Annotated in this window: 11 protein-coding genes; 1 reads left to right on the top strand and 10 read right to left on the bottom strand. The window is 70.0% G+C overall.

The window, feature by feature from the left end; genetic code table 11:
• Positions 1–29: 29 nt before the first annotated feature.
• From FNH21_RS14140 to truB, 8 genes are all read right to left on the bottom strand, one after another.
• Positions 30–1,406, bottom strand: a complete 1,377-nt coding sequence (locus FNH21_RS14140; RefSeq protein ID WP_152816704.1) for a M16 family metallopeptidase — start codon at positions 1,404–1,406, stop codon at positions 30–32.
• Positions 1,407–1,516: 110 nt separating this feature from the next.
• The gene (locus FNH21_RS14135; protein ID WP_152816777.1) at positions 1,517–3,775 is read right to left on the bottom strand and encodes a polyribonucleotide nucleotidyltransferase; all 2,259 of its coding nucleotides are present in this window, start codon (positions 3,773–3,775) and stop codon (positions 1,517–1,519) included.
• 309 nt (positions 3,776–4,084) lie between these two features.
• A complete protein-coding gene (gene rpsO / locus FNH21_RS14130; protein ID WP_055772546.1) occupies positions 4,085–4,354 on the bottom strand; it encodes a 30S ribosomal protein S15 in 270 nt (89 codons plus the stop codon).
• Between the two features lie 103 nt (positions 4,355–4,457).
• The gene (locus tag FNH21_RS14125; RefSeq protein WP_338403292.1) at positions 4,458–5,453 is read right to left on the bottom strand and encodes a bifunctional riboflavin kinase/FAD synthetase; all 996 of its coding nucleotides are present in this window, start codon (positions 5,451–5,453) and stop codon (positions 4,458–4,460) included.
• 226 nt (positions 5,454–5,679) lie between these two features.
• Complete coding sequence (locus FNH21_RS14120; RefSeq protein WP_152816703.1) at positions 5,680–6,372, bottom strand: DUF4345 domain-containing protein; 693 nt, start codon at positions 6,370–6,372, stop codon at positions 5,680–5,682.
• 180 nt (positions 6,373–6,552) lie between these two features.
• The gene (locus FNH21_RS14115) at positions 6,553–6,954 is read right to left on the bottom strand and encodes a hypothetical protein (protein WP_191932015.1); all 402 of its coding nucleotides are present in this window, start codon (positions 6,952–6,954) and stop codon (positions 6,553–6,555) included.
• A gap of 113 nt (positions 6,955–7,067) precedes the next feature.
• Positions 7,068–7,436 carry a hypothetical protein gene (locus FNH21_RS14110; RefSeq protein WP_152816702.1) on the bottom strand — a complete coding sequence of 123 codons (369 nt, stop codon included), beginning with the start codon at positions 7,434–7,436 and terminating at the stop codon, positions 7,068–7,070.
• A 2-nt stretch (positions 7,437–7,438) separates the two neighbouring features.
• Positions 7,439–8,341 carry a tRNA pseudouridine(55) synthase TruB gene (gene truB, locus FNH21_RS14105; RefSeq protein WP_191931999.1) on the bottom strand — a complete coding sequence of 301 codons (903 nt, stop codon included), beginning with the start codon at positions 8,339–8,341 and terminating at the stop codon, positions 7,439–7,441.
• Positions 8,342–8,494: 153 nt separating this feature from the next.
• Between truB and FNH21_RS14100 the strand changes: the two genes are divergently transcribed.
• The gene (locus FNH21_RS14100) at positions 8,495–9,676 is read left to right on the top strand and encodes a pyridoxal phosphate-dependent aminotransferase (RefSeq protein ID WP_152816701.1); all 1,182 of its coding nucleotides are present in this window, start codon (positions 8,495–8,497) and stop codon (positions 9,674–9,676) included.
• Positions 9,677–9,869: 193 nt separating this feature from the next.
• Here the strand turns inward: FNH21_RS14100 and rbfA are convergent, their stop codons facing one another.
• Entirely contained in the window at positions 9,870–10,307 is a 438-nt protein-coding gene (rbfA, locus tag FNH21_RS14095) for a 30S ribosome-binding factor RbfA (RefSeq protein WP_152816700.1), read from the bottom strand.
• Positions 10,308–10,419: 112 nt separating this feature from the next.
• Positions 10,420–13,338, bottom strand: a complete 2,919-nt coding sequence (gene infB / locus FNH21_RS14090; protein ID WP_191931998.1) for a translation initiation factor IF-2 — start codon at positions 13,336–13,338, stop codon at positions 10,420–10,422.
• Positions 13,339–13,344: the final 6 nt, after the last annotated feature.

Here is a 13,344-nt window from a genome sequence, read left to right as displayed (position 1 = left end):
TCAGCGCGTGCCGACGGGACGACTCCCCCTCAGCCCTCGTGTTCGGCGAAATCCGCCTCGGTGTCGAAGGGACCGACGACGACGGTGGTGCGGGGCGCTGCCGCCAGCTCGCGGGCCAGGTCCCGGACATCCTCCGCCGTGACGGCCCTGATGCGTTCGAGCGAGGCATCCATGTCCACGAACTCCCCCGACACGAGCTCCGAGCGGCCGAGGCGGGACATGCGGGAACTGCTGTCCTCGAGCGCCATCACGAGTCCACCGGAGAGCTGGCCCACGGCCTTGCGGAGCTCCTCGGCGTCGATGCCGTCCACTGCGAGCCGGTCGAGCTCGGCGCCGAGCAGCCGGATGACCTGGCCGGTCTTGGCCGGCGAGCAGCCGGCGTACATGCCGAAGTAGCCGGCGTCCGCGTACGCCGCGGAGAAGGAATAGGTGGAGTACACGAGCCCGCGCTTCTCGCGGATCTCCTGGAACAGCCTGGAGGACATCCCCCCGCCGAGCACGGCGTTCAGCACGCTCATCGCGAAACGCCGTTCGTCGGTTGCCGTCAGGGACGGGCAGCCGATCAGGATGTTCGACTGCTCGACGGCGCGGCGGATCACGTGGGTGCCGGTCGCACCGCGGACGGGGGTCGCCGTCGTCGACCGCCGGGCCACGGGCAGGGCGCCCTCGTCCAGTGACCAGCCCGCCGTCTCGAGCGCCTCCTGCACCAGACGGCAGACGACGTCGTGGTCGAGACCGCCCGCCGCGGTGACGACGATCTCCGAGGGGACGTAGTAGCGCCGGTAGTGGGCGAGCACGGAGTCCCGGGGGACGGCCATGATGGCCTCCGGGGTCCCGCCGATGGGGCGGCCGAGCGGGTGGTCCCCCAGGACGAGCTCGACGAACTTCTCGTGCGCCACGTCCCCGGGATCATCGCTGTCCATCGCGATCTCCTCGAGGATGACGTCGCGCTCCTGCTCGAGCTCCTCGGCGTCCAGCACGGCGGAGGTCACCATGTCGGCGATGACGTCGATGGCCATGGGCAGGTCGGAGTCGAGCACCCGCGCGTAGTAGCAGGTGTTCTCCTTCGCCGTCGCCGCGTTGGACTCGCCGCCCACCTCGTCGAAGGCGGACGCGATGTCCATGGCGCTCCGGCGCGCCGTGCCCTTGAAGAGCAGGTGCTCCAGGAAGTGCGTGCTGCCGTGCTGGCCCTCGGCCTCGTCGCGGGAGCCGACGCCCACCCAGAAGCCGATCGTGGCGGACCGCTGACCGGGCATGGCCTCGGTGAGCACGCGGACCCCGCCGGGCAGGACACTGCGCCGGACGACGTTGCCGCCCGGGTCTCCCGCCACGAACGAGTGGTCGGAGCCACCGCCGTCACGCGGCGTGGGCAGCAGGGGCAGGGACACTACGGAGGACAGGGACATCCTGGTCTTTCTTCTCGAGCTGTTCGGGAAAGGCAGACGGCCCCGGCGCCGACCGAGGTGATCGGTGGGCGCCGGGGCCGTACGTCGCTCAGGAGGAGCGGGCCATGCGGCTACTCGGCGTCTGCTGCCTCGGGCAGCTCGATGCCGGCATCCTCGGAGGAGTCCGCGGCCTCGTCCGCCACGACGGGCGAGAGCGAGAGCTTTCCGCGGTCGTCGATCTTGGTGATCTCGACCTGGACCTTCTGGCCCACGGAGACGACCTCGTCGACGTTGTCGACGCGCTTGCCACCGGCGAGCTTGCGCAGCTCGGAGATGTGCAGCAGGCCGTCCTTGCCCGGGGTCAGCGAGACGAAGGCGCCGAAGGTCGTGGTCTTCACGACCGTGCCCAGGTAGCGCTCGCCGATCTCGGGGACCTGCGGGTTCGCGATGGCGTTGACCGCGGCACGCGCGGCCTCGGCCGACTCACCGTTGGTCGCACCGATGAGGACGGTTCCGTCGTCCTCGATCGAGATGTCGGCGCCGGTGTCCTCCTGGATCTGGTTGATCATCTTGCCCTTGGGGCCGATGACCTCGCCGATCTTGTCCACGGGAATCTTGACCGAGATGATCCTCGGCGCGAACTCGGAGAGCTCGTCCGGGGTGTCGATCGCTGCCTGCAGGACGCCGAGGATGTGTAGGCGTGCTTCACGGGCCTGCTTCAGGGCGGCCGCGAGGACCGATGCGGGGATGCCGTCGAGCTTCGTGTCCAGCTGGATGGCCGTGACGAACTCGGACGTACCGGCGACCTTGAAGTCCATGTCGCCGAAGGCATCCTCGGCGCCGAGGATGTCCGTCAGCGCCGCGTAGCGCGTCTGGCCGTCGACGACGTCGGACACGAGGCCCATGGCGATGCCCGCGACCGGTGCACGCAGCGGCACACCCGCGTTGAGCAGCGACAGCGTCGAGGCGCAGACCGAGCCCATCGACGTCGAGCCGTTGGAGCTCAGCGCCTCGGACACCTGGCGGATCGCGTAGGGGAACTCCTCGCGCGTGGGCAGCACGGGCACGAGGGCACGCTCGGCGAGTGCTCCGTGGCCGATCTCGCGGCGCTTCGGCGAACCGACGCGGCCGGTCTCACCGGTGGAGTACGGAGGGAAGTTGTAGTTGTGCATGTAGCGCTTGCGCGTGACGGGCGACAGCGAGTCGATCTGCTGCTCCATCTTGAGCATGTTCAGCGTGGTGACACCCAGGATCTGGGTCTCGCCGCGCTCGAAGATCGCCGAACCGTGCACGCGCGGCAGCACCTCGACCTCGGCGGTCAGCTTGCGGATGTCGCTGAGGCCGCGGCCATCGATGCGGACCTGGTCCTTCAGGATGCGCTGGCGGACGACCGCCTTGGTGAGCGAGCGGAACGCTGCGGACAGCTCCTTCTCGCGACCCTCGAACTGGCCCCCGAGGGATTCCATCAGCTCTGCCTTGAGGGCGTCGGAGGCGCTCTCGCGCTCCTGCTTGTCGGCGATCTGGAAGACCTGGGCGAGCTTGTCGGAGCCCGCGGACTCCACGGCGGAGTAGACGTCGTCCTGGTAGTCGAGGAAGACGGGGAACTCGACGGTCGGCTTGGCCGCGCGGCCCGCCAGGTCCGACTGCGCCTCGCACAGGGCCCGGATGAAGGGCTTGGCCGCCTCGAGACCGTCGGCGACGATCTCCTCGGTGGGTGCGGTGGCGCCGTTCTCCTTGATGAGGTTCCACGAGTTGTCGGTGGCCTCGGCCTCGACCATCATGATCGCGACGTCGTCACCGGCGATGCGACCGGCGACGACCATGTCGAAGACCGAGTTCTCGAGCTCGGAGTGCTTCGGGAAGGCGATCCACTGGTCGTTGCCGCTGCCGTCGGAGACGAGCGCGACGCGCACGCCGCCGATCGGACCCGAGAAGGGCAGGCCGGACAGCTGCGTGGACATGGAGGCCGCGTTGATGGCGACGACGTCGTAGCGGACGTCCGGGTTGATCGCGAGGATGGTCACGACGACCTGGACCTCGTTGCGCAGGCCCTTGACGAAGGCCGGACGCAGGGGGCGGTCCATCAGGCGGCAGGCGAGGATCGCCTCGGTCGAGGGGCGGCCCTCGCGGCGGAAGAACGAGCCCGGGATGCGGCCCGCGGCGTACATGCGCTCTTCGACGTCGACGGTCAGCGGGAAGAAGTCGAAGCCCTCGCGCGGGTGCTTGCCGGCCGTGGTGGCCGAGAGCAGCGCGGTGTCCTCGTCGATGTAGACCATGGCGGACCCTGCAGCCTGCTGGGCGACGCGCCCGGTCTCGAAGCGGATGGTGCGTGTTCCGAAGCGACCGTTGTCGATCACTGCTTCGGCGAACTGAATTTCGGGACCCTCCAAGAGAGTCACCTCCGTTTCTGTGTCTGTATGAGTATCGGAGGCAACCGGCACCCGTCGTGGTCACGTCCGTCCTGGACGGCCACAGCACCCGGTCTTCGATCGAGATCCACGGAAGGCGCCGGTCCGGCGCTTTCCGGAGATCACTACCGAGGACCGCGAATGCGCGGTACCGGTTGACTCCATCGTTGTGCGGTCTTTGCCCCTGCAGGTGCAGGGTGGTGCTGTCGTGCGTCGCACCGCCGGACGGGGTCCGTCAGTGCGAGAAGGCGACGCCCTCTCCGTGGAGAAGGTGCCGCCTTCAGGTACTGCTTATCGACGCAGGCCGAGGCGCTCGATGAGCGACCGGTACCGCGAGATGTCGGTGTCCCGCAGGTAGTCCAGCAGGCGACGGCGGCGACCGACGAGAAGAAGCAGGCCACGACGCGTGTGGTGGTCGTGCTTGTGCATCTTCAGGTGCTCGGTCAGGTCGAGGATCCGACGGGAAAGCATCGCGATCTGCACCTCGGGTGAACCGGTGTCACCTTCGGCGAGAGCATATTCCTTGATGATTTCCTGCTTGATGGCGGCGTCAAGGGCCACGAGTAACTCCTAGAGTTGTACCGTGAACAGGTGCTGAGCGTCGCTTGCGCGACGACACAGAAAAATCCAGCCACCACGGACTGCAGCCGGATCTCCCTGAAGTTTACCGTCTGGGCTGTTGTTCTGTCGAAAGCACCCCGCGGGCCTGCTCCACGTCGAGCTTCATCTGCTCGATGAGCGCTTCGGGCCCGCGGTAGGTGACCTGCCCGCGGAGCCGCTCGACGAACTCGACGACGACGGCCTGGCCGTACAGGTCGAAGTCCTGCACGCGGTCCGGCGGCCGGTTGATGACGTGCGCCTCGACCTGCCGGTCCACGCCGTCGAACGTGGGGTTCGAGCCGACCGAGATGGCGGCGGGCCACCGCGTCCCGGCTTCGTCCACGAGCCATCCGGCGTAGATGCCGTCCGCGGGGATGTAGCCCTGCGAGGACGCCGCGAGGTTCGCCGTGGGGTAGCCGAGCTCCCGGCCGCGCGCCGCCCCGTGGACGACGTCGCCGCGCATGCGGTGGTGGCGTCCGAGCACCCTGGCGGCGGTGCCGACCTCCCCGGTCTCCAGGGCCTCGCGCACCCAGGTCGAGGAGCACCGGCGGTCGCCGTCGTCATCCGTGGCGTCCATGGGGAAGCTGGCGCCGAAATCGTCGATCGCGATGACCTCGAAACCGAGCTTCCGACCGAGCTCGCGCATGGTGTCCAGGTCGCCGCTGTTGCCGGCACCGAAGCGGACGTCGTGGCCGATGACGACGGCCTTCGCCCTCAACGCCCGGACGAAGACGCGCTCCACGAACTCCTCCGGCGAGTTCGCGGCGAGGTCGAGCGTGTAGTGCATCATCAGGAGGGCGTCGATACCGGTCTCGGCGAGCGTCTCGACGCGATCGGCGAGGCCCATGATCAGTTCCGGTGCGGAGTCCGGCCGGTGGACCTGCGCGGGGTGCGGATCGAAGGAGACGACGACGGCGGCGGCCGAGCGCTGCCGGGCGGCTTCGACGACCTGCTGCAGGACGCGCTGGTGGCCCCGGTGGACGCCGTCGAAGTTGCCCAGCGTCAGGACGGAGGGCCCGAAGTCCTCGGGCACGCTGTCCAGGTCTCTCCAGTAGAACACGCATCTCCTCTGTGATCCGGCTGCGTCCCGCGGCCTCGGACGTCGTCCTGCGGGTTCTGCGCCGCTCCCATTATGGCCGACGGCACCCCCCGCTCCCACCATCGCGGGGAGCCCCGGACGCACGGTCGCCGCTCCCCCGGGTCCGTCGTCCGGCGGGTCGGTATGGGTACGGTGCCTGCGGAATCCGGTGGCCGCACCCTCGTGGGCGCGCCGCCCTCGCGGACTCCTAGCCGCGCTGCGCGAACTCCTGGCGCATCTGGCTCGTCTTGGCGATGTACTTGTGCCACACGAGCAGGGCCGGCGGGAAGGCGAGCTCGACGACCATGAGGACGATCATGATGTAGTTCGGTGTGCCGGAGAAGGCCCAGGACAGCACCCGCCCGATGCCGCCGACGAACACCATGAGGCAGACGAGCCAGAGCATGTTGGCCCACTGGAACTTGATGGCGATCGTGATGAAGGCGGCGCCGACGCCGACCATCATCGCGGAGAAGAACCGGAACTGGCTCTCCAGCGTCGGGTTGACCGGCGTACCCTCGGTGTCCGGCAGGCCCGCGGTGCCGAGGATCAGGTAGTAGGCGCCGAAGCCCGCGATGACCAGGCCGACGAGGACGACGACGGTGCGGAAGACGTTCCAGTCCCCGCCCGACGCCTTCTTCCCCGATGTCCTGGCCGTTCCGGCCTTCTTCCCGGGAGTGCCCTGGCCGGCCTTCGTGGCTTCCGTGGCTTCCGCTGCGGATGCACGGGCCGTGTCAGCGCCCCGCGGGGCACTCGTCGGTGCCGGGCCGTCGACGGCGGAGGACCGCGCACTGTCCGGCGAGAGCCGACCATCGCTGCCCCCGGCGCGGAGGGGCTCGCCCGACGTCGGGCGGCGGCCCGGCACGGAGGGTCCGTCGTGATCGGGGCTGTTGCTGGTCATGTCGCTCCTAGGTGCTGGATGATACCTAGCGCCATCGTCTCACGACGCCGCACGACCAGGACGGTCGGATGCCGGGCCGGCGTGAGCAGTCGCACGGACGCGTCCGGACGTGCTCCGTCCAGGACCCGGGCGTGACCGGGTGGAGCGCACCGGCCGATCCGGTCCGCCGACGTGGACCGGTCAGCGCGCCGCGCGGTCCGGGCGGGTACGCCGCAGCCAGAGGAGCCCCAGGACGGGAAGGAGCAGCGGCACGAACCCGTACCCGCGCCCGAATCCGGACCAGACGGTCTCGTGGGGGAAGGCCTGCGCGTCGACGATGCTGAGCAGGCCCACGACCAGGACGCCCACCAGTTCCGTGGTGACGGCGATGACCGACAGGCGGTAGGCACGGACGCCCGGCCGGGCCAGCGACACCGTGGCGACGATGTAGACCACGGCGGCGACAGCAGAGAGGAGATAGGCGATCGGTGCCTCGTCGAACTTGGTCGCGATCTGGAACACGGCCCGCGCGGACGCGGCGAGTGCGAAGACACCGTACACGGCTACCAGCAGCCGTCCGGGACCGGTGGCGCGACCGGTCACCGGCGCGGTCCCGGGCGCGCCTGATGCTGCGGCCGAGGCCCCGGCGCCGGGGCCCAGTGGCGGACCTGAGCGGTCCCGACCGCCTGCGCGGTCCTCGTGGTTCCGATCGTCGGTCACAGTCCTGCCACCCCGTCCCAGATCTGTTCCATGCGGAAGAGCATGACGAACACCGTGAGTGCGGAGGCCGCGAGCACGAAGTTGCTCCAGCGGGTCTTTTCGAGGATGGACCACCAGAAGGCGCCGACGGGCACGAGGAGCGCGGTCAGCAGGTAGCCCCAGAACTCCCAGGCCTCACCGAGCACCGGTTCCCCCGTCAGCTGCCGGATCACCGCACCCACCGTGTACGCGAGCAGGAACAGTTCGACGGCCGCGGTGGACAGGATGGTGATGTCGTTCGGGGGCTGACGCAGGAGGCCGGCGCCGATGCACAGGAGGGCAGCGACAGCGCAGACGATGACGCCGACGAGGAAGAACGGGTCCATGGTCACTCCTTCCCGCCGGGCGCGAAGACCAGCATGGTCCGTGCGGAACCGTGACGGTTCTCGAGCAGCGCCACGAGGGTGCCATCGGGGGCGAACGCCGCGACGGGGACCTCCGCCCGGGCACTGGGCTCGATCCTCCGCCCGTGGGACACGTCCGCGGTCTCGGCCTCGGACAGGTCCCGGACGGGGAAGAGCGCCCGGCCCGCGTCGTCGAGGGGGAGGACGGAAAGGTCCTCCGCGAGTTGCTCGAGCGTGCGCGCCTGCTCGATCGAGTAGGGGCCCACTCGGGTGCGGCGGAGCGCCGTCAGGTGTCCGCCGACGGAGAGGGCGGAGCCGAGGTCGCGGGCGAGGGCGCGGATGTAGGTGCCGGAACTGCACTCGACCGTCACGTCGATGTCCTGGAGCCGCCCGTTGTTCACGCGACGGATCGAATGGACGTCGAAGCGGTGGATGGTGACCGGTCGGGACGGCAGGTCGACGTCCTCGCCGGCCCGGACGCGGGCGTAGGACCTCTCGCCCTTGACCTTGATGGCACTGACGCTGCTCGGCACCTGCTCGATGTCGCCCGTGAGGTCGGCGATCGCGGACCGGATCTCGTCCTCGGTCACGGCGGCCGCGATGCTGCCGCCGGTGATCTCGCCCTCGGCGTCGTCGGTGATCGTGGACTGCCCCAGGCGGATCGTCGCCGTGTAGGTCTTGGTCGTGCCGACGATGTAGGTGAGGAGCCGCGTCGCGCGGTTGATGCCGATGACGAGCACCCCGGTGGCCATCGGGTCGAGGGTGCCCGCGTGGCCCACCTTGCGGGTCCCGGCGAGCCGTCGCATGCGGCCGACGACGTCATGACTGGTCCAGCCCTGTGGCTTGTCCACGATGATGAGCCCTGAGTGGACCTGCCCTGCATTCACGCCTCCCAGTATATGGGCGCGGCAGTGCGGTCCCTGCTGCCGTCGCCGACCCGGGACGCTCACCGGGACTCCGGCAGCCCGTCGCGTCTTCGGGGTGCCCAGCACGACGGCGGGGGTGCCCGCCGCCGGCCGGCCCGCGATACCCTACTGCCTATGCCCTCCGCTCCCGCCCGCGTGGCGAATGTCCCGGTCAACCAGATCCGCGAGATCACGCAGGCGGCCTGGGCGGTCCCGGACTCGATCGTCCTGAGCATCGGCGAACCGGCCTTCCCTGTCGCCCGCCACGTCCTGGAGGCCGGTATGGCCGCCCTCGACCGGGACGACACCAACTACACCCCCAACGCGGGCATCGGCCCGGTCCGTGCGGCCTTCGCGTCCAGGTTCGCGAGCCTCGCGGGCGTCGACGAAGACCCGTCACGCATCTTCGTCGTCGCCGGAGCGCAGCAGGGCCTCCATCTGGCGCTCAGCACCCTCATCGGCGAAGGGGACGAGGTCCTCGTCCCCGATCCCGGGTACCCGACCTTCACGATGACGGTCGGACTCCTGGGCGGCCGGCCGGTGCCCTATCCCCTGGTCCCCGACCACGGCTTCCAGCCGCGCATCGAGGATCTGCAGGGCCTCGTCACCCCGAGGACACGCGTGCTCATGCTCAACTCCCCGTCGAACCCGCTGGGCTCGGTGTTCAGCCACGACCTGACGCGCGCGCTCGTGCAGTTCGCGCATCGGAACGATCTCTGGATCATCTCCGACGAATGCTACGAGGCCTTCACCTACGACGTGCCGCACGTCAGCCCCGCACGGTTCGACGCAGGGGGCCCCGAGGCCGTCGCCGAGGCCACGGAGGCCAGGGTCATCACCTCCCTCACCCTTTCGAAGACCTACGGACTCACCGGGCTGCGCATCGGCGCCCTCGTGGTCCCGCCCGGGATGGAGGCCGTCCTCAGCAACGTCATGGAGGCCACGGTCTCCTGCGTCTCGGCCGCCTCCCAGTACGCCGGACTCGCCGCGCTCACGGGTCCGCAGGACTACGTCAGGACCGCCCTCGACCACTACAGGGCCAATCGCGACGAGGCGACCGCCGTGCTGGACCGGCTGGGCATCGACTACCTCGACGCCCGGGGCGCCTTCTACCTGTGGGCGGACCTCCGCCACGCGACGGGCGGGGATGTCCGCGGCTGGACACGGTCCTTCCTCGCTGGGCACGGAGTGGCCCTCGCGCCGGGTACGGCCTTCGGCTCGATGGGTGAGGGGTGGGTGCGGATCGCCCTCTGCGGACGGACCGCGGATCTCGTCGAGGGCCTGTCCAGGCTACCCGCGCCGCCGCGTCGGCCCTGATCCGGCCGACGCGGACTGCCCGCAGGGTCAGCCCTCTTCGGGCCGGGGAGCCGACGCTCCCCCGGCTCCTCCCGGCGACCTCCGAGGCGGTTCCGGACGAGCTCCGATGCCCCGGGTACGCGAACGGCAGCCGACCAGGAGATCGGCTGCCGTCGCAGTGCATCCCATCCGTGGAACGGACGGGATGAGGATCCTAGTGGGCCGCCTCGTCGTCCTCCGAGGTGCGGTACGGGTCCGCGTCCCCGGCGAAGTCCGCGCCCTGGGCGATGGCGGCGACCTCCGCGTCACGCTCGCGTGCCTTCTGCAGCAGTTCCTCGAGGTGGCTGGCGTTGACCGGCACCTCGTCGGGGACGAACTCCAGCGTGGGCGTCAGCCGGGCGGTGATGTTCTTGCCGACCTCCGAGCGAAGGACCCCCCGGGCGGATTCGAGCGCCATGCGCGTGGCCTGCTGCTCCTCCGGGTCGCCCAGCACCGTGTAGTACAGCGTGGCGTGCTGGAGGTCGTTGGTGACGCGCGCGTCGGTGATGGTCACGGCTTCCAGCCGGGGGTCCTTCACGCGACGCCGGAGCGCCTCGGCGACGATGACTTTGATGCGCTGCGCGAGCCGCGCGGCGCGGGCCGGATCTGCCATTGCTGATACTCCTACTGAAGCTGGTCTGGTGGGGGGACCCGACCTGCGGGTCCCGGTGGTGCGACAGGCACAGGCGCCCCGGAGGACCGGAGCGCCTGTGCTGACCTACGGCCTAGACGCGGGGCTTCTCCCGCATCTCGAAGGTCTCGATGGTGTCGCCTTCCTTGACGTCGTTGAACGACCCCAGGCCGATACCGCACTCGAAGTCCGTCCGGACCTCGGTGGCATCGTCCTTGAAGCGCTTGAGCGAGTCCACGGAGAGGTTGTCCCCGATGACCTTGCCATCGCGCAGGACACGGGCCCGCGAGTTCCGTCGGATGATGCCCGACCGGACGATCGAACCGGCGATGTTGCCGAACTTGGAGGAACGGAACACCTCGCGGACCTCTGCGGTACCGAGCTGCACCTCCTCGTACTCCGGCTTGAGCATGCCCTTGAGGGCGAGCTCAATGTCGTCGATCGCGGCGTAGATGACCGAGTAGAAGCGCATGTCGACGCCCTCGCGCTCGGCCAGGTCGGCGACGCGCTCGGCCGGCTTGACGTTGAAGCCGATGATGATCGCGTTGTCGACCGTCGCCAGGTTGACGTCGTTCTGCGTGATCGCACCGACGCCGCGGTGGATGACGCGCAGCTGCACGCCCTCGCCGACGTCGATCTTGAGCAGCGAGTCCTCCAGGGCCTCGACGGCACCCGAGACGTCACCCTTGAGGATGAGGTTGAGGGTGTCGACCTTGCCGTCGGCGACGGCCTGGTCGAAGTCCTCGAGGCTGATGCGCTTGCGGCGCTTGGCGAGGGCCGCATTGCGGTCCGCTGCCTCACGCTTCTCGGCGATCTGACGGGCGGTGCGCTCGTCGTCCGTGACGAAGAACGTGTCACCGGCGCGGGGCACGTTGGACAGACCCAGCACCTGGACGGGACGCGACGGCTCCGCCTTGGTGACGACGTCGCCGTTCTCGTCGAACATCGCTCGCACACGGCCGTGGGCCGTACCGGCGACGATCGTGTCGCCGACGTTCAGCGTTCCGGACTGCACGAGCACCGTTGCGACGGCACCCCGGCCGCGGTCGAGGTTGGCCTCGATCGCGATGCCGCGGGCGTCCTTGTTCGGGTTGGCCCGCATGTCCAGCGCGGCGTCGGCCGTGAGCAGGACTGCCTCGAGCAGTTCGTCGATGCCCATGCCCTGGAGCGCGGAGACGTGGACGAACATGGTGTCGCCACCGTATTCCTCGGGGACCAGACCGTACTCGGTGAGCTGGCCCTTGACCTTGTCCGGATTCGCGCCCTCCTTGTCCATCTTGTTGACGGCGACGACGATCGGCACGTTGGCTGCCTGGGCGTGGTTCAGCGCCTCCACGGTCTGCGGCATGACGCCGTCGTCCGCGGCCACGACGAGCACGGCGATGTCCGTGACCTTCGCACCACGGGCACGCATGGCGGTGAACGCCTCGTGACCGGGAGTGTCGATGAAGGTGATGGCCCGCGTGGAGTCCTCGTGGACGTGCTGGATCTGGTAGGCACCGATGTGCTGGGTGATGCCACCGTGCTCGCCCTCGACGACCTTGGTGTTACGGACGGCGTCGAGCAGTCGCGTCTTACCGTGGTCGACGTGGCCCATGACCGTGACGACCGGCGGACGGGCCTCCAGGTCCTCGTCACCCTCGGCCTCGAGCTCCGCATCGAAGTCGATGTCGAAGCTGCTGAGGAGCTCGCGCTCCTCGTCCTCGGGGGACACGACCTGGATCTTGTAGCCGAGCTCGGTTCCCAGGACCTCGAAGGTGTCCTCATCCAGCGACTGGGTGGCCGTGGCCATCTCGCCGAGGTGGAAGAGCACGGTCACCAGTGCTGCGGGGTTCGCCTCGATCTTGTCGGCGAAGTCCGTGATGGACGAGCCCCGGCGCATCGTGACGACGGTGTTGCCGTCCCCACGGGGTACGCTGACGCCGCCCAGCGAGGGAGCCGACATCTGCTCGAGTTCCTGCCGCTTCGCACGCTTCGACTTGCGCTGCTTGCCGCGACCGGCGCCGCCCTTGCCGAAGGCACCGGCGGTGCCGCCGCGTCCGCGGCCGCCCTTGCCGAAGCCGCCGCCCGCGGGTGCACCGCTCGGGCTGTTGGGGGCACCACCGGGGCCGCGGCGCGGACCGGCTCCCGCTCCCGGTGCTCCGCGGCCGGGGGCAGCGGGACGCTCGGTGCGGTTGGGCATCATGCCCGGGGTGGGGCGTGATCCGGGTGCGCCGCCCGGACGGGGAGCGCCGGGACGCGGTGCGCCCGGACGGGGACCGCCGGCGCCTGCCGCGGGACGGGGTCCACCTGCACCGGCAGCGGGACGGGGTCCACCGGGACCGGCGGCGGGGCGCTGCTGCGCATCGTCACGACGACCCGGTCGCGGCATCCCCTGCGAGGGCGCGAACGGGTTGTTGCCCGGACGCGAGGTGCGCTCGGGACGGTCGGTGTCGCCGCGGCGCGAACCCATGCCCTGCGAGGGCGCGAACGGGTTGTTGCCCGGGCGGGGAGCTCCACCGGGACGGGCACCCGACGGGCGCGTCGTCCCTGCGGACGGCGCCGCCGGCGGCGTGGCCGGACGGGGGCCGGGACGGCCCGACTCCTCCTGCGAACCCTGCTGGGTCGGCGCGGGAGCCTCCTGGGCGGCGGGGGTGGGGACGTCAGCGGGCGCGGCACCGTTCGAGAACGGCGATGCCTGCGGAGCGGCCGGGGCTGCTGCCACCGGGGCTGCCGGCGCCACCGGTGCGGCCGGTGCTGGGGCTGCGGGTGCCGACGCTTCGGGTGCTGCCTGGGCGGCTCCCGGCTTCGGGCCCGACGGCGTGGGCGCCGAGGGACGTGAGGGTGCGGGTGCCGGGGCGGTCTTGGCGCCACCGGCATCGGGGAAGGCGCCGCGAAGCTTCTTCACGACGGGGGCCTCGATGGTGGACGAGGCTGAACGGACGAATTCGCCCAGTTCCTGCAGTTTTGCGACTGCGTCTTTCGAGGTTATACCGAGCTCTTTCGCGAGCTCGTGTACGCGGACCTTGGCCACATTTCT

Source organism: Arthrobacter bussei (assembly GCF_009377195.2).
GTDB classification, from domain to species: Bacteria; Actinomycetota; Actinomycetes; order Actinomycetales; family Micrococcaceae; genus Arthrobacter_D; species Arthrobacter_D bussei.
The sequence above is the reverse complement of the archived record's forward strand: the minus strand, read 5'-3'. Positions and strand labels throughout refer to the sequence as shown.